This window comes from Pseudomonas sp. HS-18, assembly GCF_020401845.1.
GTDB lineage: Bacteria > Pseudomonadota > Gammaproteobacteria > Pseudomonadales > Pseudomonadaceae > Pseudomonas > Pseudomonas nitroreducens.
Genome location: NZ_CP084413.1, coordinates 5,486,630 through 5,505,861, shown reverse-complemented (window position 1 = coordinate 5,505,861; position 19,232 = coordinate 5,486,630). Strand labels below are relative to the sequence as shown.

Annotated in this window: 17 protein-coding genes and 2 tRNA genes; 18 read left to right on the top strand and 1 reads right to left on the bottom strand. The window is 62.3% G+C overall.

Going from position 1 to position 19,232, the window contains the following annotated elements; translation table 11 throughout:
• Nucleotides 1–54: 54 nt before the first annotated feature.
• The 8 genes from dnaK to LDJ84_RS25650 all read left to right on the top strand — a co-directional run bounded on the left by dnaK (nt 55) and on the right by LDJ84_RS25650 (nt 10,224).
• Nucleotides 55–1,971 (top strand): molecular chaperone DnaK, encoded by a 1,917-nt coding sequence (dnaK, locus tag LDJ84_RS25685; protein ID WP_024765310.1) that lies wholly within the window; start codon nt 55–57, stop codon nt 1,969–1,971.
• 122 nt (nt 1,972–2,093) lie between these two features.
• Nucleotides 2,094–3,224, top strand: a complete 1,131-nt coding sequence (dnaJ, locus tag LDJ84_RS25680; RefSeq protein WP_038803372.1) for a molecular chaperone DnaJ — start codon at nt 2,094–2,096, stop codon at nt 3,222–3,224.
• A 57-nt stretch (nt 3,225–3,281) separates the two neighbouring features.
• The gene (gene dapB, locus LDJ84_RS25675) at nt 3,282–4,088 is read left to right on the top strand and encodes a 4-hydroxy-tetrahydrodipicolinate reductase (protein ID WP_024765311.1); all 807 of its coding nucleotides are present in this window, start codon (nt 3,282–3,284) and stop codon (nt 4,086–4,088) included.
• 188 nt (nt 4,089–4,276) lie between these two features.
• The gene (gene carA / locus LDJ84_RS25670; protein WP_024765312.1) at nt 4,277–5,413 is read left to right on the top strand and encodes a glutamine-hydrolyzing carbamoyl-phosphate synthase small subunit; all 1,137 of its coding nucleotides are present in this window, start codon (nt 4,277–4,279) and stop codon (nt 5,411–5,413) included.
• 28 nt (nt 5,414–5,441) lie between these two features.
• Complete coding sequence (gene leuE, locus LDJ84_RS25665) at nt 5,442–6,095, top strand: leucine efflux protein LeuE (protein WP_024765313.1); 654 nt, start codon at nt 5,442–5,444, stop codon at nt 6,093–6,095.
• A gap of 19 nt (nt 6,096–6,114) precedes the next feature.
• On the top strand, nt 6,115–9,336 hold the full coding sequence (gene carB / locus LDJ84_RS25660) for a carbamoyl-phosphate synthase large subunit (RefSeq protein WP_038803373.1): 3,222 nt from the start codon (nt 6,115–6,117) through the stop codon (nt 9,334–9,336).
• Nucleotides 9,333–9,809 carry a transcription elongation factor GreA gene (gene greA, locus LDJ84_RS25655; RefSeq protein WP_017518953.1) on the top strand — a complete coding sequence of 159 codons (477 nt, stop codon included), beginning with the start codon at nt 9,333–9,335 and terminating at the stop codon, nt 9,807–9,809. The genes carB and greA overlap by 4 nt, the downstream gene beginning before the upstream one ends.
• Nucleotides 9,810–9,819: 10 nt before the next feature.
• The gene (locus LDJ84_RS25650; protein WP_024765314.1) at nt 9,820–10,224 is read left to right on the top strand and encodes a hypothetical protein; all 405 of its coding nucleotides are present in this window, start codon (nt 9,820–9,822) and stop codon (nt 10,222–10,224) included.
• Nucleotides 10,225–10,266: 42 nt separating this feature from the next.
• Here LDJ84_RS25650 and LDJ84_RS25645 read toward each other — a convergent pair whose 3' ends face one another.
• Entirely contained in the window at nt 10,267–10,581 is a 315-nt protein-coding gene (locus tag LDJ84_RS25645) for a YhbY family RNA-binding protein (RefSeq protein ID WP_024765315.1), read from the bottom strand.
• Between the two features lie 79 nt (nt 10,582–10,660).
• Between LDJ84_RS25645 and rlmE the strand changes: the two genes are divergently transcribed.
• From rlmE to nusA, 10 genes are all read left to right on the top strand, one after another.
• Nucleotides 10,661–11,284, top strand: coding sequence for a 23S rRNA (uridine(2552)-2'-O)-methyltransferase RlmE (gene rlmE, locus LDJ84_RS25640; RefSeq protein ID WP_065085392.1), 624 nt, complete (start codon nt 10,661–10,663; stop codon nt 11,282–11,284).
• 201 nt (nt 11,285–11,485) lie between these two features.
• Nucleotides 11,486–13,402: an ATP-dependent zinc metalloprotease FtsH gene (ftsH, locus tag LDJ84_RS25635; RefSeq protein WP_038803374.1), complete on the top strand. Its 1,917-nt coding sequence runs from the start codon at nt 11,486–11,488 to the stop codon at nt 13,400–13,402.
• 9 nt (nt 13,403–13,411) lie between these two features.
• Nucleotides 13,412–14,281 carry a dihydropteroate synthase gene (gene folP / locus LDJ84_RS25630; protein ID WP_024765317.1) on the top strand — a complete coding sequence of 290 codons (870 nt, stop codon included), beginning with the start codon at nt 13,412–13,414 and terminating at the stop codon, nt 14,279–14,281.
• Entirely contained in the window at nt 14,278–15,618 is a 1,341-nt protein-coding gene (gene glmM / locus LDJ84_RS25625) for a phosphoglucosamine mutase (protein WP_024765318.1), read from the top strand. Before folP ends, glmM begins: the two co-directional genes overlap by 4 nt.
• A 65-nt stretch (nt 15,619–15,683) precedes the next feature.
• Nucleotides 15,684–16,439 carry a triose-phosphate isomerase gene (gene tpiA, locus LDJ84_RS25620; protein ID WP_024765319.1) on the top strand — a complete coding sequence of 252 codons (756 nt, stop codon included), beginning with the start codon at nt 15,684–15,686 and terminating at the stop codon, nt 16,437–16,439.
• Between the two features lie 2 nt (nt 16,440–16,441).
• On the top strand, nt 16,442–16,834 hold the full coding sequence (gene secG / locus LDJ84_RS25615) for a preprotein translocase subunit SecG (protein WP_024765320.1): 393 nt from the start codon (nt 16,442–16,444) through the stop codon (nt 16,832–16,834).
• Between the two features lie 16 nt (nt 16,835–16,850).
• A tRNA-Leu gene (locus LDJ84_RS25610) sits at nt 16,851–16,936 on the top strand.
• 92 nt (nt 16,937–17,028) lie between these two features.
• Nucleotides 17,029–17,105: transfer RNA gene (locus LDJ84_RS25605), tRNA-Met, on the top strand.
• 127 nt (nt 17,106–17,232) lie between these two features.
• A complete protein-coding gene (rimP, locus tag LDJ84_RS25600) occupies nt 17,233–17,691 on the top strand; it encodes a ribosome maturation factor RimP (RefSeq protein ID WP_024765321.1) in 459 nt (152 codons plus the stop codon).
• Between the two features lie 45 nt (nt 17,692–17,736).
• Nucleotides 17,737–19,218 (top strand): transcription termination factor NusA, encoded by a 1,482-nt coding sequence (gene nusA, locus LDJ84_RS25595; RefSeq protein ID WP_038803375.1) that lies wholly within the window; start codon nt 17,737–17,739, stop codon nt 19,216–19,218.
• Nucleotides 19,219–19,232: the final 14 nt, after the last annotated feature.

Below are 19,232 nucleotides of genomic sequence, written 5' to 3'. Positions count from 1 at the left end.
AGCCAAAGACCCGCAACAGGGTCAGCGCGGAATCTAATTTCTGGAGAGTGAATTATGGGCAAAATCATTGGTATCGACCTGGGGACCACCAACTCCTGTGTGTCCATCCTGGAGAACGGTAACGTCAAGGTCATCGAGAACGCCGAAGGCGCTCGTACCACCCCGTCGATCATTGGCTACGCCAACGATGGCGAAATCCTCGTAGGTCAGCCGGCGAAGCGCCAGGCTGTGACCAACCCGAAGAACACTTTGTATGCGGTCAAGCGTCTGATCGGCCGTCGCTTCGAAGAAGATGTCGTACAGAAAGACATCAAGATGGTGCCTTACAACATCGTCAAGGCTGACAACGGCGATGCGTGGGTCGAGGCCAAGGGCCAGAAGATGGCTCCGCCGCAGGTCTCCGCCGAAGTCCTGAAGAAGATGAAGAAGACTGCCGAGGACTACCTGGGCGAGCCGGTCACCGAAGCGGTCATTACCGTCCCGGCCTACTTCAACGACAGCCAGCGTCAGGCCACCAAGGATGCCGGCCGCATTGCCGGTCTGGACGTCAAGCGCATCATCAACGAGCCGACCGCGGCTGCGCTGGCCTATGGCCTGGACAAGGCCAAGGGCGACCACACCATCATTGTCTATGACCTGGGTGGCGGTACCTTCGACGTTTCCGTGATCGAAATTGCCGAAGTCGACGGCGAGCACCAGTTCGAAGTGCTGGCCACCAACGGCGACACCTTCCTGGGTGGTGAAGACTTCGACCTGCGCCTGATCGACTACCTCGTCGAGGAGTTCAAGAAAGAATCCGGCATGGACCTCAAGGGCGACCCGCTGGCCATGCAGCGCCTGAAGGAAGCTGCCGAGAAGGCCAAGATCGAGCTGTCCTCGACCCAGCAGACCGACGTCAACCTGCCGTACGTCACCGCTGACGCTTCCGGCCCGAAACACCTGAACGTCAAGGTGTCCCGCGCCAAGCTGGAATCCCTGGTGGAAGATCTGGTTGCTCGCACCATCGAGCCGTGCCGCGTTGCGCTGAAAGATGCGGGCCTCGATGTCTCGAAGATCGACGAAGTGATCCTGGTCGGCGGTCAGACCCGCATGCCGCTGGTGCAGAAGACCGTTGCCGAGTTCTTCGGCAAGGAAGCGCGCAAGGACGTCAACCCGGACGAAGCCGTTGCCATGGGTGCTGCCATCCAGGGCGCCGTTCTGGCTGGCGACGTGAAGGACGTGCTGCTGCTCGACGTCACCCCGCTCACCCTGGGTATCGAAACCCTCGGTGGCGTGATGACCGCGCTGATCGACAAGAACACCACCATCCCGACCAAGAAGTCGCAGGTGTTCTCCACTGCCGATGACAACCAGGGCGCCGTGACCATCCACGTGCTGCAGGGCGAGCGCAAACAAGCCGCGCAGAACAAGTCGCTGGGCAAGTTCGACCTGGCCGACATCCCGCCGGCTCCGCGCGGCGTGCCGCAGATCGAAGTGACCTTCGACATCGACGCCAACGGCATCCTGCACGTCGGCGCCAAGGACAAGGCTACCGGCAAGCAGCAGTCCATCGTGATCAAGGCTTCCTCCGGTCTGTCCGAGGACGAGATCCAGCAGATGGTCCGCGACGCCGAGGCGAATGCCGAGGAGGACCGCAAGTTCGAGGAGCTGGCCGCTGCCCGCAACCAGGGCGATGCACTGGTCCATGCGACTCGCAAGATGGTCACCGAGGCTGGCGACAAGGCCACTGCCGAGGAGAAGGCTGCCATCGAGAAGGCTCTCGGCGAGCTGGAAGTGGCCGTGAAAGGCGACGACAAGGCCGAGATCGAAGCGAAGATGAGCGCGCTGTCCCAGGCGTCCACTCCGCTGGCGCAGAAGATGTACGCCGAACAGCCGCAGCCGGGTGCTGCCGCTCAGGGCGAGGCCGCTGACGACAAGGCTGGCGACGACGTCGTCGACGCCGAGTTCGAAGAGGTCAAGGAGAACAAGTAAGCCGCGTGCTTGCTTCCGCTCCGGCGCACCGACCAGCGTGTCGGTGCGCATGAAACGTCACGCGGGGGCTTGCTCCCGCGTTGGCGTGTCTGGGGGAACGGTTTTTAGAGTGCAGGAAAGTTATGGCCAAACGTGATTTTTACGAGGTACTGGGTGTCGAGCGCGGCGCCAGCGAAGCGGACCTGAAGAAGGCCTATCGCCGGCTCGCCATGAAGTTCCACCCGGACCGCAATCCCGGCGACAAGGAGGCCGAGGATAAATTCAAGGAGGCCAACGAGGCGTACGAGGTCCTGTCCGACGCCAGCAAACGTGCGGCCTACGATCAGTACGGCCATGCCGGTGTCGATCCGCAGATGGGTGGCGGCGGTGCAGGCTTTGGTGGCGCAAGCTTCTCGGACATCTTCGGTGATGTCTTCAGTGACTTCTTCGGTGGTGGTGGCGGCCGCGGCGGCTCTCGCGGCGGCCCGGCCCGTGGCGCGGACCTGCGCTACACCCTCGACTTGGACCTGGAAGACGCGGTGCGCGGCACTACCGTGACCATCCGCGTTCCGACCCTGGTCGGCTGCAAGACCTGCAGCGGCAGTGGCGCCAAGCCCGGCACTACGCCGGTCACCTGTACCACCTGCGGTGGTATCGGCCAGGTGCGCATGCAGCAGGGCTTCTTCTCGGTGCAGCAGACCTGCCCGCGCTGCCATGGCAGCGGCAAGATGATCACCGACCCTTGTGGCTCCTGCCACGGCCAGGGTCGTGTGGAAGAGCACAAGACCCTGTCGGTGAAAGTGCCGGCCGGCGTCGATACCGGTGACCGCATCCGCCTGACCGGCGAAGGCGAGGCCGGCGCCCACGGTGGCCCGGCGGGCGATCTGTATGTGGTGGTGAACGTGCGTGAGCACGACATCTTCCAGCGTGACGGCAAGCACCTGTACTGCGAAGTGCCGATCAGCTTCGCCGATGCTGCCCTGGGTGGCGAGCTGGAAGTGCCGACCCTGGATGGACGCGTGAAGCTGAAGATCCCCGAAGGCACCCAGACCGGCAAGCTGTTCCGTCTGCGCGGTAAGGGCGTTGCCCCGGTGCGCGGCGGCGGTGCCGGCGACCTGATGTGTCGCGTGGTGGTGGAGACGCCAGTGCAGCTGGACAAGCGTCAGCGCGAGCTGCTCGAAGAGTTCCGTGGCACCCTGCAGGGCAACTCCTCCAATTCGCCCAAGGCCAGTGGCTGGTTCGAGGGCATGAAGCGCTTCTTCGACGATCTGTGATACAGGGCCCCGGCGGTGCGAATCGCCCGGGGCCTTTTTAGCTTGGAGCTGTTTTATATGCGACGTATAGCTGTAATGGGCGCCGCCGGGCGCATGGGCAAGACCCTGATCGAGGCCGTGCAGCAGACTGGCGGCAGCGCTGGCCTGACTGCTGCGGTAGACCGCCCGGACAGCACCCTGGTGGGCGCCGACGCGGGCGAGCTGGCCGGCCTGGGCCGTATCGGTGTGCCGCTGTCGGGCGACCTGGCCAAGGTGGTCGACGAGTTCGATGTGCTGATCGACTTCACTCATCCGACCGTGACCCTGAAGAACCTGGAAGTCTGCCGCAAGGCCGGCAAGGCCATGGTCATCGGCACCACGGGCTTTTCCGCGGCCGAGAAGGAGCTGCTGAACGAAGCGGCGAAGGACATCCCGATCGTCTTCGCAGCCAACTACAGCGTGGGCGTGAACCTCTGCCTGAAGCTACTCGATACCGCCGCCCGCGTGCTGGGTGACGATGTGGATATCGAGATCCTCGAGGCGCATCACCGTCACAAGGTCGACGCGCCCTCCGGCACCGCGCTGCGCATGGGGGAAGTGGTTGCCAACGCCCTGGGCCGTGATCTCGAGAAGGTGGCTGTCTACGGTCGTGAAGGTCAGACCGGCGCTCGTTCGCGCGAGACCATCGGTTTTGCCACCGTACGTGCCGGCGACGTGGTGGGCGACCACACCGTGCTGTTCGCCGCGGATGGCGAGCGCGTGGAAATCACCCACAAGGCCTCGAGCCGCATGACCTTTGCTCGTGGCGCCGTGCGTGCCGCGCAATGGCTGGAAGGGCAGGCCAGCGGCCTGTACGACATGCAGGACGTACTTGGCCTTCGCTGAGTGGCATGGCCGTACGTCGTGCAAAAGGTGGACCATGATGTCGCATTTCTGTAAACTACAGCTTTAGTGTGTCCACTAAAAGCAGCGCAGCATGAATCACATAAAAAGCGGGATGACTTCTTCTGATGTCATCCCGCTTTTTTACAATCTGCGCACGCCCAGCCAGGCTTGAACTACGGGAGGTCTTCTTGACTAAGCCAGCCATACTTGCACTTGCCGACGGCAGCGTTTTTCGCGGTGAAGCCATCGGCGCCGACGGCCAGACCGTCGGAGAGGTGGTGTTCAACACCGCCATGACCGGCTACCAGGAAATCCTTACCGATCCTTCCTACGCCCAACAGATCGTCACCCTGACCTACCCGCACATCGGTAACACCGGCACCACGCCCGAAGACGCCGAGTCGAACAAGGTCTGGGCCGCCGGCCTGATCATTCGCGACCTGCCGCTGCTGTCCAGCAGTTGGCGCGACAAGCAGTCCCTGCCGGACTACCTGAAAGAGAACGGCACCGTTGCCATCGCTGGCATCGACACCCGCCGCCTGACCCGCATCCTGCGCGAGAAAGGTTCGCAGAACGGCTGCATCCTGGTCGGCGACGACGCCACCGAGGAAAAAGCTCTCGAACTGGCACGCGGCTTCCCGGGCCTGAAGGGCATGGACCTGGCGAAAGTCGTGTCCTCCACCGAGAAGTACGAGTGGCGCTCCAGCGTCTGGAACCTGGAAACCGACAGCCACCCGGAAATCGCCGCCGCCGACCTGCCGTACCACGTGGTCGCCTACGACTTCGGCGTGAAGCTGAACATCCTGCGCATGCTGGTCGCCCGCGGCTGCCGCCTGACCGTGGTGCCGGCGCAGACCCCGGCGAGCGAAGTGCTGGCCCTGAACCCGGACGGCATCTTCCTCTCCAACGGCCCTGGCGACCCCGAGCCGTGCGACTACGCCATCCAGGCCATCCGCGAGTTCCTCGACACCGAGACGCCGATCTTCGGCATCTGCCTGGGGCACCAACTGCTGGCCCTGGCTTCCGGCGCGAAAACCGTGAAGATGGGCCACGGCCACCATGGCGCCAACCACCCGGTGCAGGACCTGGATTCGGGTGTGGTGATGATCACCAGCCAGAACCACGGTTTTGCCGTGGACGAGGCAAGCATGCCGGCCAACCTGCGCGCTACCCACAAGTCGCTGTTCGACGGCACCCTGCAGGGCGTCGAGCGTACCGATAAAGTGGCCTTCAGCTTCCAGGGCCACCCGGAAGCCAGCCCCGGCCCGCACGACGTTGCCCCGCTGTTCGACCGCTTCATCGCGGCGATGGCCGAGCGCCGCTGAGTCCGAGCTCGAAGAGGGAAAGAAGATGATGCCGACCCTTGGAATCACCGACCTCTGGACCTACGTCCTGGGTACGTTGTTCATCGTCCTGCTGCCGGGGCCGAACTCGCTGTTCGTCCTCGCCACTGCCGCCCAGCGCGGCGTGGCCTCGGGCTACCGGGCGGCGAGCGCGGTGTTCCTGGGCGATGCGATCCTGATGTTCCTGTCGGCGCTGGGTATCGCCTCGGTCCTCAAGGCCGAGCCGATGCTGTTCCTGGGCCTGAAGTACGTCGGCGCCGCCTACCTGTTCTACTTAGGGGTAGGCATGCTCCGTGGAGGCTGGCAGAAGCTGCGCCAACCACTGGATGCGGCCGCCGCGCCGGCCAAGGAAGTGGACGTCAACCAGCCGTTCCGCAAGGCGCTGCTGCTGAGCCTGTCCAACCCCAAGGCGATCCTCTTCTTCATCTCCTTCTTCATCCAGTTCGTCGACCCGGGTTACGCCTATCCCGGCCTGTCGTTCCTGGTACTGGGCACGATCCTCGAGATCATCAGCGCCTTGTACCTGAGTTTCCTGATTTTCTCCGGTGTGCGTCTGGCGGCCTGGTTCCGTCGGCGGCAACGGCTGGCTGCCGGCGCTTCGAGCGGCGTCGGCGCCCTGTTCGTCGGCTTTGGCGTGAAGCTGGCCAGCGCAACCCTTTCCTGAATATTGCAACGAGAGTCCCATGCCCAAGCGTACAGACATCAAGAGCATCCTGATCCTCGGCGCCGGCCCGATCGTCATCGGCCAGGCCTGCGAGTTCGACTACTCCGGCGCACAGGCCTGTAAGGCCCTGAAGGAAGAAGGCTTCCGTGTCATCCTGGTGAACTCCAACCCGGCCACCATCATGACCGACCCGGCCATGGCCGACGCCACCTACATCGAGCCGATCAAGTGGCAGACCGTCGCCAAGATCATCGAGAAGGAACGCCCCGACGCGCTGCTGCCGACCATGGGCGGCCAGACCGCGCTGAACTGCGCCCTGGACCTGGAGCGTCACGGCGTTCTGGAGCAGTTCGGCGTGGAAATGATCGGCGCCAACGCCGACACCATCGACAAGGCCGAAGACCGTTCGCGCTTCGACAAGGCCATGCGCGACATCGGCCTGGCCTGCCCGCGCTCGGGCATCGCCCACAGCATGGAAGAAGCCTACGGCGTGCTGGAGAAGGTCAACTTCCCGTGCATCATCCGCCCGTCCTTCACCATGGGCGGCACCGGCGGCGGCATTGCCTACAACCGTGAGGAGTTCGAGGAAATCTGCACCCGCGGTCTGGATCTGTCGCCGACCAACGAACTGCTGATCGACGAATCGCTGATCGGCTGGAAGGAATACGAGATGGAAGTTGTCCGCGACAAGAAGGACAACTGCATCATCGTCTGCGCCATCGAGAACTTCGACCCGATGGGCGTGCACACCGGTGACTCGATCACCGTCGCGCCGGCGCAGACCCTGACCGACAAGGAATACCAGATCATGCGCAACGCCTCACTGGCGGTGCTGCGTGAGATCGGCGTGGAAACCGGCGGTTCCAACGTGCAGTTCGGCATCTGCCCGAACACCGGCCGCATGGTGGTGATCGAAATGAACCCGCGCGTATCGCGTTCCTCGGCGCTGGCGTCCAAGGCTACCGGCTTCCCGATCGCCAAGATCGCCGCCAAGCTGGCTGTCGGCTACACCCTCGACGAACTGCAGAACGACATCACTGGCGGCCGCACCCCGGCGTCCTTCGAGCCGGCGATTGACTACGTCGTCACCAAGATCCCGCGTTTCGCCTTCGAGAAATTCCCCAAAGCCGACGCCCGCCTGACCACCCAGATGAAATCCGTGGGTGAAGTCATGGCCATCGGCCGTACCTTCCAGGAGTCCGTGCAGAAAGCCCTGCGCGGCCTGGAAGTCGGCGCCACCGGTTTCGATCCGAAGCTCGACCTGAGTAATCCGGAAGCCGAGAGCATCCTCAAGCGCGAGCTGACCGTGCCCAATGCCGACCGCATCTGGTACGTCGCCGACGCCTTCCGCGCCGGCAAGAGCATTGCCGAAGTCTTCGACCTGACCCGCATCGACGAGTGGTTCCTGGTGCAGATCGAAGACCTGATCAAGGACGAGGAGCGTGTAAAGACCCTGGGTCTGTCCGCCATCGATCGCGACCTGATGCTCAAGCTCAAGCGCAAGGGCTTCTCCGATGCGCGCCTGGCCACCCTGCTGGGTGTGACCGAGAAGAACCTGCGCAACCATCGCCACAAGCTCAAGGTGCTGCCGGTGTACAAGCGCGTGGACACCTGCGCCGCCGAGTTCGCCACCGACACCGCCTACATGTACTCGACCTACGAGGAAGAGTGCGAAGCCAATCCGTCGACTCGCGACAAGATCATGATCCTGGGCGGCGGTCCGAACCGCATCGGCCAGGGTATCGAGTTCGACTACTGCTGCGTACACGCCGCGCTGGCCATGCGTGAAGACGGTTACGAGACCATCATGGTCAACTGCAACCCGGAAACCGTTTCCACCGACTACGACACCTCCGATCGCCTGTACTTCGAGCCGGTGACCCTGGAAGACGTGCTGGAAATCGTCCGCGTCGAGCAGCCCAAGGGCGTCATCGTGCAGTACGGCGGCCAGACCCCGCTGAAACTCTGCCGCGCCCTGGAAGAAGCCGGCGTACCGATCATCGGTACCAGCCCGGACGCCATCGACCGCGCCGAAGACCGCGAGCGCTTCCAGCAGATGGTCCAGCGTCTGAACCTGCGCCAGCCGGCCAACGCCACTGCGCGCAGCGAAGACCAGGCCCTGGAGCTGTCGAAGAACATCGGCTACCCGATGGTGGTGCGCCCGTCGTACGTACTGGGCGGCCGCGCGATGGAAATCGTCTACCAGGAAGAAGAGCTCAAGCGCTACATGCGCGAGGCCGTGAAGGTTTCCAACGACAGCCCGGTGCTGCTGGACCGCTTCCTGAACTGCGCCATTGAAGTCGACATCGATGCGGTGTGCGACGGCGAGACCGTGGTGATCGGCGCCATCATGCAGCACATCGAGCAGGCTGGCGTGCACTCCGGTGACTCCGCCTGCTCGCTGCCGCCGTACTCGCTGCCGCAGCACATCCAGGATGAGATTCGCGAACAGGTCAAGAAGATGGCCCTGGAGCTCGGCGTGGTCGGCCTGATGAACGTGCAGATGGCCGTTCAGGGCGAGGACATCTATGTGATCGAGGTGAACCCGCGTGCGTCCCGTACCGTGCCGTTCGTCTCCAAGTGCATCGGCGAGTCGCTGGCGAAAGTGGCGGCCCGCGTCATGGCTGGCAAGTCCCTGGCCGAAGTCGGCTTCACCGAAGAGGTGATCCCGCCTTACTATAGCGTCAAGGAAGCGGTGTTCCCGTTCGCCAAGTTCCCCGGCGTCGACCCGATCCTCGGCCCAGAGATGAAGTCCACTGGCGAGGTGATGGGTGTCGGCGACAGCTTCGGTGAGGCCTTCGCGAAAGCCCAGCTGGGCGCCAGTGAAATCCTGCCGAACGCCGGTTGCGCCTTCATCAGCGTCCGCGAGGACGACAAGCCGCAAGCCGTTCAGGTCGCCCGCGATCTGGTCGCGCTGGGCTTCGAGGTAGTCGCCACCGCCGGCACCGCCAAGGTGATCGAGGCTGCCGGCCTGCCGGTGCGTCGCGTGAACAAGGTGACCGAGGGCCGTCCTCACGTGGTCGACATGATCAAGAACGACGAAGTCACTCTGATCATCAACACCACCGAAGGCCGCCAGTCCATCGCTGACTCGTATTCCATCCGTCGTAACGCCCTGCAGCACAAGATCTACTGCACCACCACCATCGCGGCGGGGCAGGCGATCTGTGAGGCGCTCAAGTTCGGTCCCGAGAAGACCGTTCGCCGTCTGCAGGATCTCCATGCAGGAATCAACGCATGAGCAAATTTCCAATGACCGTCCAGGGCGCTCGCGCCCTGGAAGAAGAACTGAAATACCTGAAGACCGTTCTGCGTCCGCAGATCACCCAGGCCATCGCCGAAGCGCGTGAACTGGGCGACCTCAAGGAAAACGCCGAGTACCACGCCGCCCGTGAGCAGCAGGGCATGTCCGAGGCTCGCATCCGCGACATCGAGGCCAAGCTGTCCAACGCGCAGATCATCGACGTGACCACCATTCCGCACAGTGGCAAGGTGATCTTCGGTACTACCGTGGACATCGCCAACGTCGAGACCGACGAGACGGTGACCTACCAGATCGTCGGTGACGACGAGGCGGACATCAAGAACAGCAAGATCTCCGTCAACTCGCCGATCGCCCGTGCGCTGATCGGCAAGACCGAAGGCGATGCCGTTCTGGTGAAGACTCCGGGTGGCGATGTCGAGTACGAGATCGTTGAAGTCCGCCACGCCTGATCGGCAACCACTGAACGCAGGCGCCATCAGTTGGCTGCTGGCCCAGACATTCTGGGTCGGCGGCCTTTGGCTGCTTCAGTTCGTGGTGCTGCCGGCGCTGGACAAGATCGGCCTGGCGCCGCTGCTGGTGGAGTCCGTCGCTGACGCGCTGAAGCCGCTGCTGCTGGGTTTTGCCGGTTTCTGTGCAGTGCTGCAGGGGTTGGTGCTCTGGCAGGCCCGTGGCGCCGTCGCCTTCCTGCGGGAAGTGCGCGGACAACTGCTGCTGGCGGTGCTGGGGATGACCCTGACTTTCTTCGTCGTGCGCCAATTCGTGCCGGATGCCCAGCGCTGGTTCTGGTTCAACTATCTGGTGGTGGCGCTGTTCGGTCTGCTGCTGGTGCTGCAACCGGTACCGGGGCGGGACGAGCGGGCCTGACGCGGCGGAGCCTTGCCGGCTCCGCGTTGCCGGTCTTGACTGTCAGAGGCCGCTGAAACGGCTGATGTTCGACAGGTTCTTGTTCGGCTTCGGATTGCGACGGTAGATCAGTGCCATCTTGCCGATGGTCTGAACCAGTTCGCAGCTGCCGTTCTGGCAAAGTTCGTCGATCAGTGCGCGACGGTCGTCGCGTTCAGTGATGCGGAACTGCACCTTGATCAGTTCATGATCGTTGAGCGCGCGCTCAAGCTCGGCCATCACACCTTCCGAAAGACCGTTTTCAGCAACGGTCAATACCGGTTTCAGGTGATGCCCGATAGATTTGAACTGCTTTTTCTGCTCCTGAGAGAGCGCCATAATCTGACCCCTGGTAAAAAAGGCGGATATTCTACCCGAGTTTCGGTACTACCGGGATGCCGCTCAGACGAGGTAATACGTGGCCCGTTCCAAGACTAGCCATCGCTGGCTGAAAGAACATTTCGACGATCCGTACGTGAAGATGGCACAGCGCGACGGCTATCGCTCGCGTGCCAGCTACAAGCTGTTGGAAATCCAGGAGAAGGATCGCATCCTGCGTCCCGGCATGACCGTGGTCGACCTCGGCGCGGCGCCGGGCGGCTGGTCGCAGGTCACCAGCCGAGTGATCGGCGATAAGGGCACCCTGATCGCCTCGGACATCCTGCCGATGGACAGCATCCCGGATGTGACCTTCATCCAGGGGGACTTCACCGAGGACGAAGTCTTCGCCCAGTTGCTTGAGGCCATCGGAGAAAATCCGGTAGACCTTGTGATTTCCGATATGGCCCCCAATATGAGTGGATTGCCCGCCGTGGACATGCCTCGTGCCATGTTCCTCTGCGAGCTGGCCCTGGATCTGTGCACCCGTGTGCTGCGTCCGGGGGGCGATTTCCTGATCAAGATTTTCCAGGGTGAGGGTTTCGACGCTTACCACAAGCAGGTTCGCGAGAACTTCGAGAAGGTGCAGATGCGCAAGCCGCTGTCGTCACGCGACCGTTCACGGGAGCAGTATCTGCTCGCACGAGGCTTTCGCGGCGCCTAGACTGGAATGATTGGGCAGGCTTCTGGTCTATGCCTTGCAGGTTTTGCTTGTACCGGTGAAAGCCGGGGTTCATAAAGGGTTACAGACGGCGCCTGCCTGGCGGCGGGCGTTGTGTAGTAATTTTGGCCGGAAGGAGTCTGGCCGTCGTGAGAAGCGGTTTCCAGGGCGGAGCCGGCTTCAGAGGGTAGTCAATTGAACGACATGGCAAAGAACCTGATTCTGTGGCTGATCATCGCGGCGGTACTCGTCACCGTGATGAACAACTTCTCCAGCCCGAGCGAGCCGCAGACGCTCAACTATTCGGACTTCATCCAGCAGGTGAAGGACGGTAAGGTCGAGCGCGTGACCGTGGACGGCGCGGTCATCACTGGCAAGCGCCAGGACGGTGACACCTTCAAGACCATCCGCCCGGCCATCGCCGACAACGGCCTGATCGGCGACCTGGTCAACAACAATGTCGTTGTCGAAGGCAAGCAGCCCGAGCAGCAGAGCATCTGGACTCAGCTCCTGGTGGCCAGCTTCCCTATCCTGGTGATCATCGCCGTCTTCATGTTCTTCATGCGCCAGATGCAGGGTGGCGGCGGTGGCCGCGGCGGCCCGATGAGCTTCGGCAAGAGCAAGGCGCGCCTGCTGTCGGAAGACCAGGTGAAGACCACCTTCGCCGACGTCGCCGGTTGCGACGAGGCCAAGGAAGAGGTCAGCGAACTGGTGGAATTCCTCCGCGATCCGGGCAAGTTCCAGCGCCTGGGCGGTCGTATCCCGCGCGGCGTGCTGATGGTCGGCCCGCCCGGTACCGGTAAGACTCTGCTCGCCAAGGCCATCGCCGGCGAAGCCAAAGTGCCGTTCTTCACCATTTCCGGTTCGGACTTCGTGGAAATGTTCGTCGGCGTGGGCGCCTCGCGCGTTCGCGACATGTTCGACCAGGCCAAGAAGCACGCTCCCTGCATCATCTTCATCGACGAAATCGACGCCGTCGGTCGCCATCGTGGCGCCGGCCTGGGTGGCGGTCACGATGAGCGCGAGCAGACCCTCAACCAGTTGCTGGTGGAGATGGACGGCTTCGAGATGAATGACGGCATCATCGTCATCGCCGCGACCAACCGTCCGGACGTGCTCGACCCCGCGCTGCTGCGTCCGGGCCGCTTCGACCGCCAGGTGGTGGTTGGCCTGCCGGACATCCGTGGTCGTGAGCAGATTCTCAAAGTACACATGCGCAAGGTTCCGCTGGGCGACAACGTCGATCCGGCCGTGATCGCGCGCGGTACACCGGGCTTCTCCGGTGCCGACCTGGCCAATCTGGTTAACGAGGCCTCTCTGTTCGCTGCCCGTTCCAACAAGCGTATCGTCGACATGCGCGAATTCGAACTGGCCAAGGACAAGATCATGATGGGCGCCGAGCGCAAGACCATGGTCATGTCCGAGAAAGAGAAGAAGAACACCGCGTTCCACGAAGCCGGCCACGCTATCGTTGGCCGCCTGGTTCCGGAGCACGATCCGGTCTACAAGGTTTCCATCATTCCGCGCGGCCGCGCCCTGGGCGTGACCATGTTCCTGCCGGAAGAGGATCGTTACAGCCTGTCCAAACGCGCTCTGGAAAGCCAGATCTGCTCGCTGTTCGGTGGCCGTATCGCCGAAGAGATGACCCTGGGCTTCGAAGGGGTAACCACCGGTGCCTCCAACGACATCATGCGGGCCACCCAACTGGCGCGGAACATGGTGACCAAGTGGGGCCTGTCGGAAAAGCTCGGTCCGCTGATGTACGCGGAAGAAGAGGGCGAGGTGTTCTTGGGTCGTAGTGCCGGTAGCCAGCACGCCAACGTGTCCGGCGAAACCGCCAAGCTGATCGACCAGGAAGTGCGCCGCATCATCGACGACTGCTACGGCACCGCCAAGCGCCTGCTGGAAGAGAATCGCGACAAGCTCGACACAATGGCCGACGCGCTGATGAAGTATGAAACCATCGACGCCGATCAGATCGACGACATCATGGCCGGTCGTACCCCGCGCGAGCCGCGTGACTGGCAGGGGGGCAACTCCGGCTCTTCCGGCAACGCAGCTGCGCCCCGCGATGAAGGTCGCCAGGAAAACCCCATTGGCGGGCCTGCCGGCGAACACTGAGAGCACTGAATGAGTTCGTTGTACCACCCGACCCGGTTGCCTTGCGGCAACCGGGTTCTTGATTTAAGCCGCCCGCACGTCATGGGCATCCTCAATGTCACTCCCGATTCCTTCTCCGACGGCGGGTGCTTCAATCGGCATGATGCTGCATTGCGCCATGCGGCGGAGATGGTCGCGGCCGGCGCCACACTGATCGATATCGGCGGCGAGTCGACCCGTCCCGGCGCTCGCGTGGTTTCGCCCACCGAGGAGTTGGAGCGCGTCGCGCCGGTGGTCGAGGCGATTGCCCGCGAGCTGGATGTAGTGATCTCGGTGGATACCTCCACCCCGGCGGTGATGCGTGAAACCGCTCGTCTCGGGGCTGGCTTGATCAACGATGTGCGCTCACTGCAGCGTGATGGAGCCCTGGATGCCGCTGTGGACACGGGGCTTCCGGTTTGCCTGATGCATATGCGCGGCGAGCCGGGAAACATGCAGGACGATCCGCGTTATCCGAATATCCTCCAGGAGGTTCACGATTTCCTCGAGGAGCGCATCGCCGTCTGCGAAGCCGTGGGCATTGCCCGGGAACGGATCGTCATCGATCCTGGCTTCGGTTTTGCCAAGACGCAGAGTCATAACCTGAATCTGTTCCGGCAGATGGAGTGCCTGATGTCGTTGGGCTGTCCATTGCTGGTCGGTGTCTCGCGCAAGAGCATGGTCGGGCGCGCGCTCGGTCGTGAAGTGGGCGAGCGCCTGTACGGCAGCCTGGCCCTTGCGGCTCTGGCGGTCGCCAAGGGAGCCAGCATCATCCGCGTCCATGATGTCGCCGAGACGGTGGATGTGGTTCGAATGATTCACGCAGTGGAAAGTGCAACAGAAGAGGGGATGTCCGCATGAGCAGGAAGTATTTTGGTACCGATGGAATTCGCGGACGCGTAGGCACCCCGCCGATCACCCCAGACTTCGTGCTCAAGCTGGGCTGGGCCGTGGGCATGGCTTTCCGTCAGCAAGGCAAGTGTCGCGTGCTGGTGGGCAAGGACACTCGGATTTCCGGCTACATGTTCGAGTCCGCGCTGGAGGCTGGCTTGTCCGCCGCCGGTGCCGACGTGATGTTGCTCGGCCCCATGCCGACCCCGGGTATCGCCTATCTGACCCGTACCTTCCACGCCGAGGCGGGTATCGTCATCAGTGCCTCGCACAATCCGCACGACGACAACGGCATCAAATTCTTCTCCGGCCAGGGCACCAAGCTGCCGGACGAGGTGGAGCTGATCATCGAGGAGCTTCTCGATGCGCCGATGACGGTCGTCGAGTCCGCCCGCCTGGGCAAGGTCTCGCGGATCAACGATGCCGCCGGCCGCTACATCGAGTTCTGCAAGAGCAGCGTGCCATCGAACACCAGTTTCGCTGGTCTGCGTATCGCGCTCGATTGCGCCCATGGTGCTACTTACAAGATCGCTCCCAACGTATTCAGGGAACTGGGTGCCGAAGTGTTCGTCATCGGTGCGGAGCCAAACGGCCTGAACATCAATGACAAGTGCGGCTCCACCCATATGGGGGCGTTGCAGGAGGCCGTGCTGGCCCATCATGCGGATATCGGCATCGCCTTCGACGGCGACGGCGACCGGGTGATGTTGGTCGATCACACCGGCACCATCGTCGATGGTGACGAGATTCTCTACCTCATTGCGCGTGACATGCTTGATCGTGGCAAGCTGCACGGTGGCGTGGTAGGGACACTGATGAGCAACCTCGGGCTCGAGCTCGCTCTGCAGGAACTGCACATTCCCTTCGCCCGCGCCAAGGTAGGGGATCGCTACGTGATGTCCGAGCTGCAGTCGCGCAACTGGCAGTTGGGTGGAGAGAATTCCGGCCATGTTGTCTGTTGCCAGCACACCACGACCGGCGACGCGATCATCGCCGCGCTGCAGGTGCTGATGGCGCTGAAAACCCGAGGTCAGAACCTGGCTGAGGCGCGCATGGGCATTCGCAAGTGTCCGCAAGTGCTGATCAACGTGCGCTTTGCTGGTGGCGGGGTGGACCCGTTGGAGCATCCGGCGGTGAAGGAAGCCTGCGCCAAGGTGACCGAAGAGATGGCCGGTCGTGGTCGGGTGCTGCTGCGTAAATCCGGCACCGAGCCACTGGTGCGGGTGATGGTCGAAGGCGACGAGGAAGCACGCGTGCGCGCCTATGCCGAGCAGCTGGCGAAAGTGGTTACAGAGGTATGTGCTTGATTTCTCTTGTCAGTTCCAAAAGCGTCGAGTAATATCTGCGCCCACTTTGCTCAGCGAGGTACAGCATGCGTCGACCCTTGGTGGCCGGTAATTGGAAAATGCACGGTACTCGCTCCAGCGTAACGGAGCTGATCAAAGGCCTGCGTCAACTGGCTCTTCCCACGGGTGTCGATGTGGCGGTGTTTCCGCCTTGTCTGTACATCAATCAGGCTGTTCAAGGTCTGAATGGAAAGGCGGTTGCCGTCGGTGCGCAGAATTGCGCGGTTGAGCCGATGCAGGGCGCCCTGACAGGCGAAGTTGCAGCCAGCCAGTTGGCGGATGCGAGCTGTTCCCTGGTGCTGGTCGGTCATTCCGAGCGTCGCCTGATTCTGGGTGAGAGCGATGGTGTGGTCAGTCGCAAGTTTGCGGCGGCTCAATCGTGTGGCCTGATTCCGATCCTGTGCGTGGGGGAAACCCGTGAGCAGCGTGAGGCGGGCAAGACTCTTGAGGTTGTCGGGCGCCAGTTGGGCTCGGTAATCGAAGATCTCGGTGTCGGGGCTTTTTCCCGCGCCGTTGTGGCTTACGAGCCGGTGTGGGCGATTGGGACGGGGCTGACCGCTTCTCCCGAGCAGGCCCAGGAAGTACATGCGGCGATTCGCTCGCAGATCTCGGCGGAAAACGCAGAGGTGGCAAGCGGCCTTCGTCTCCTGTACGGCGGCAGCGTCAAGGCAGCCAGTGCTGCCCAGCTGTTCGCGATGCCGGATATCGATGGGGGGCTCATTGGTGGGGCTTCCCTGAATGCGGATGAGTTCGGTGCGATCTGTCGCGCCGCAGGAAACTGAAGATGTTGGAAACAGTTGTAATCGTGATTCACCTGCTGATGGCGCTGGGTCTGGTTGTGCTGGTCCTGCTTCAGCAAGGCAAGGGTGCCGACGCCGGTGCGTCGTTCGGTGCAGGTGCTTCGGCCACCGTTTTCGGTAGCCAAGGTTCTGCTACCTTCCTGAGCCGCTTTACTGCTATACTCGCTGCGGTTTTTTTCATTACCAGCTTGGGTTTAGCGTATTTTGCTAAAGAAAAAGCTGATATGATTCGTCACGCTGGGCTTCCTGATCCGGCAGTGATGGAGCAGAAGCAGGAACAAGCTCCGGCAGCTAGCGATGTGCCGGGCGCGCAAGGGCAACCTCAAGCCCCTGCAGGCGGTAACGGCGACGTTCCGGCGGCTCCTGAGCAGAAGTAAGCAGGCAAGAGTTTTTGCCGAGGTGGTGGAATTGGTAGACACGCTACCTTGAGGTGGTAGTGGCCATAGGCTGTAGGGGTTCGAGTCCCCTCCTCGGTACCATATACGAAAGGGCCCGCAGTGCGGGCCTTGTCGTTTCGGAGTTTCGGTTGACCTTCAAGGGGCTCAACCGTATAATTTCGCACCAGCTTTGACGCGGGATGGAGCAGTCTGGTAGCTCGTCGGGCTCATAACCCGAAGGTCGTTGGTTCAAATCCAGCTCCCGCAACCAGTTTGGCAGAGCCCCTTTTCAGGGGCTTTTTGCTAGCTGGACAGTCCGCGCCGCCGGTTCAGGGCGGTCCTTAAGGGATGGGCGTTTCGCCCATTTTTTGTTTCTACAGCATACGCGAGGCGATCAGGTGTCGAGCAAGCTAGAACAGTTGCAGGCCTTGTTGGCCCCTGTAGTAGAAGCGCTCGGCTATGAGTGCTGGGGCCTGGAGTTCATTTCCCAAGGTCGCCATTCCCTGCTCCGGGTTTATATCGACCGTGCGGAAGGCATCCTGATCGACGACTGCGAGATCGTCAGTCGTCAGGTCAGTGGCATCCTCGACGTGGAAGACCCGATCAGTGGCGAATACACCCTGGAGGTGTCGTCGCCCGGTATGGATCGGCCGCTCTTCACGCTCGAGCAGTTCGCCCGCTATGTCGGCGAGCAGGTGAAGATCAAGCTGCGCACGCCCTTCGAACGGCGGCGCAATTTCCAGGGCATTCTCCGTGGTGTGGAGGAGCAGGATGTGGTGGTCCTGGTGGACGACCATGAATACCTGCTGCCGGTCGACTCGATCGACAAGGCCAACATCATTCCCCGATTTGAGTGAGCCGCCAGAGCGCGGATTCCAATGGATTGAAAGGCGAGGCGTACGATGAGCAAAGAAGTACTGCTGGTTGTTGAGTCGGTATCCAACGAGAAGGGTGTTCCGCCTGGCGTGATTTTCGAAGCGCTGGAGCTGGCCCTGGCAACCGCGACCAAAAAACGTTTCGAGGACGACGTTGACCTGCGCGTGGAAATCAACCGCGCCAACGGCAACTACGAAACCTTCCGTCGCTGGACCATCGTCGAAGACGAGGATTACTCCAATCCGGCGTCTGAACTGACCGTCGAAGACGTGCAGGAAGAGCACCCCGGCATGAAGGCCGGTGAAGTCATCGAAGAGAAGATCGAGTCCATCGAGTTCGGCCGCATCGCCGCACAGACCGCCAAGCAGGTCATCGTGCAGAAGGTTCGCGAAGCCGAGCGCGCTCAGGTGGTCGACGCCTACCGCGAGAAGGTCAACGAGATCATCTCCGGCACCGTCAAGAAGGTCACCCGCGACAATGTGATCGTCGACCTGGGCAACAACGCCGAAGCGCTGCTGGCCCGCGACCAGATCATCCCGCGTGAAACCTTCCGCGTCGGCACCCGCGTGCGTGCCCTGCTGAAGGAAATCCGCAGCGAGAACCGCGGCCCTCAGCTGATCCTGTCGCGTACCGCGCCGGAAATGCTGATCGAGCTGTTCCGCATCGAAGTACCGGAAATCGCCGAGCAGCTGATCGACGTGATGGCCGCCGCCCGTGACCCGGGTTCGCGCGCCAAGATCGCCGTTCGCTCCAAGGACAAGCGTATCGACCCGCAGGGCGCCTGCATCGGCATGCGTGGTTCCCGCGTCCAGGCCGTCTCCGGCGAACTGGGTGGCGAGCGTGTGGACATCGTCCTTTGGGATGACAACCCCGCGCAGTTCGTGATCAATGCCATGGCTCCGGCCGAAGTGGCGGCGATCATCGTCGACGAAGATACCCACACCATGGATATCGCCGTTGCCGAAGACAACCTGGCCCAGGCCATTGGCCGTAGTGGCCAGAACGTACGTCTGGCCAGCCAGCTCACCGGCTGGACCCTGAACGTGATGACCGAGGCCGATATCCAGGCCAAACAGCAGGCTGAAACTGGCGACATCCTGCAGCGTTTCGTCGACGAGCTGGATGTCGACGAAGAGCTCGCCCAGGTACTGGTGGAGGAAGGCTTCACCACCCTGGAAGAAATCGCCTACGTACCGATGGAAGAGATGCTCAGCATCGACGGCTTCGACGAAGACATCGTCAACGAGCTGCGCTCGCGCGCCAAGGATCGCCTGCTGACCAAAGCCATCGCCACTGAAGAAAAACTTGCCGACGCCCAACCTGCCGAAGACCTGCTCAGCCTCGATGGTATGACCAAAGAGCTGGCCGTGGACCTGGCGCTGCGCGGTGTAACCACCCGTGAAGATCTGGCCGAGCAATCGATTGACGATCTGCTCGACATCGACGGCATGGATGAAGAGCGTGCTGGCAAGTTGATCATGGCCGCCCGGGCCCATTGGTTCGAGTAAGCATTCGCGGCCTG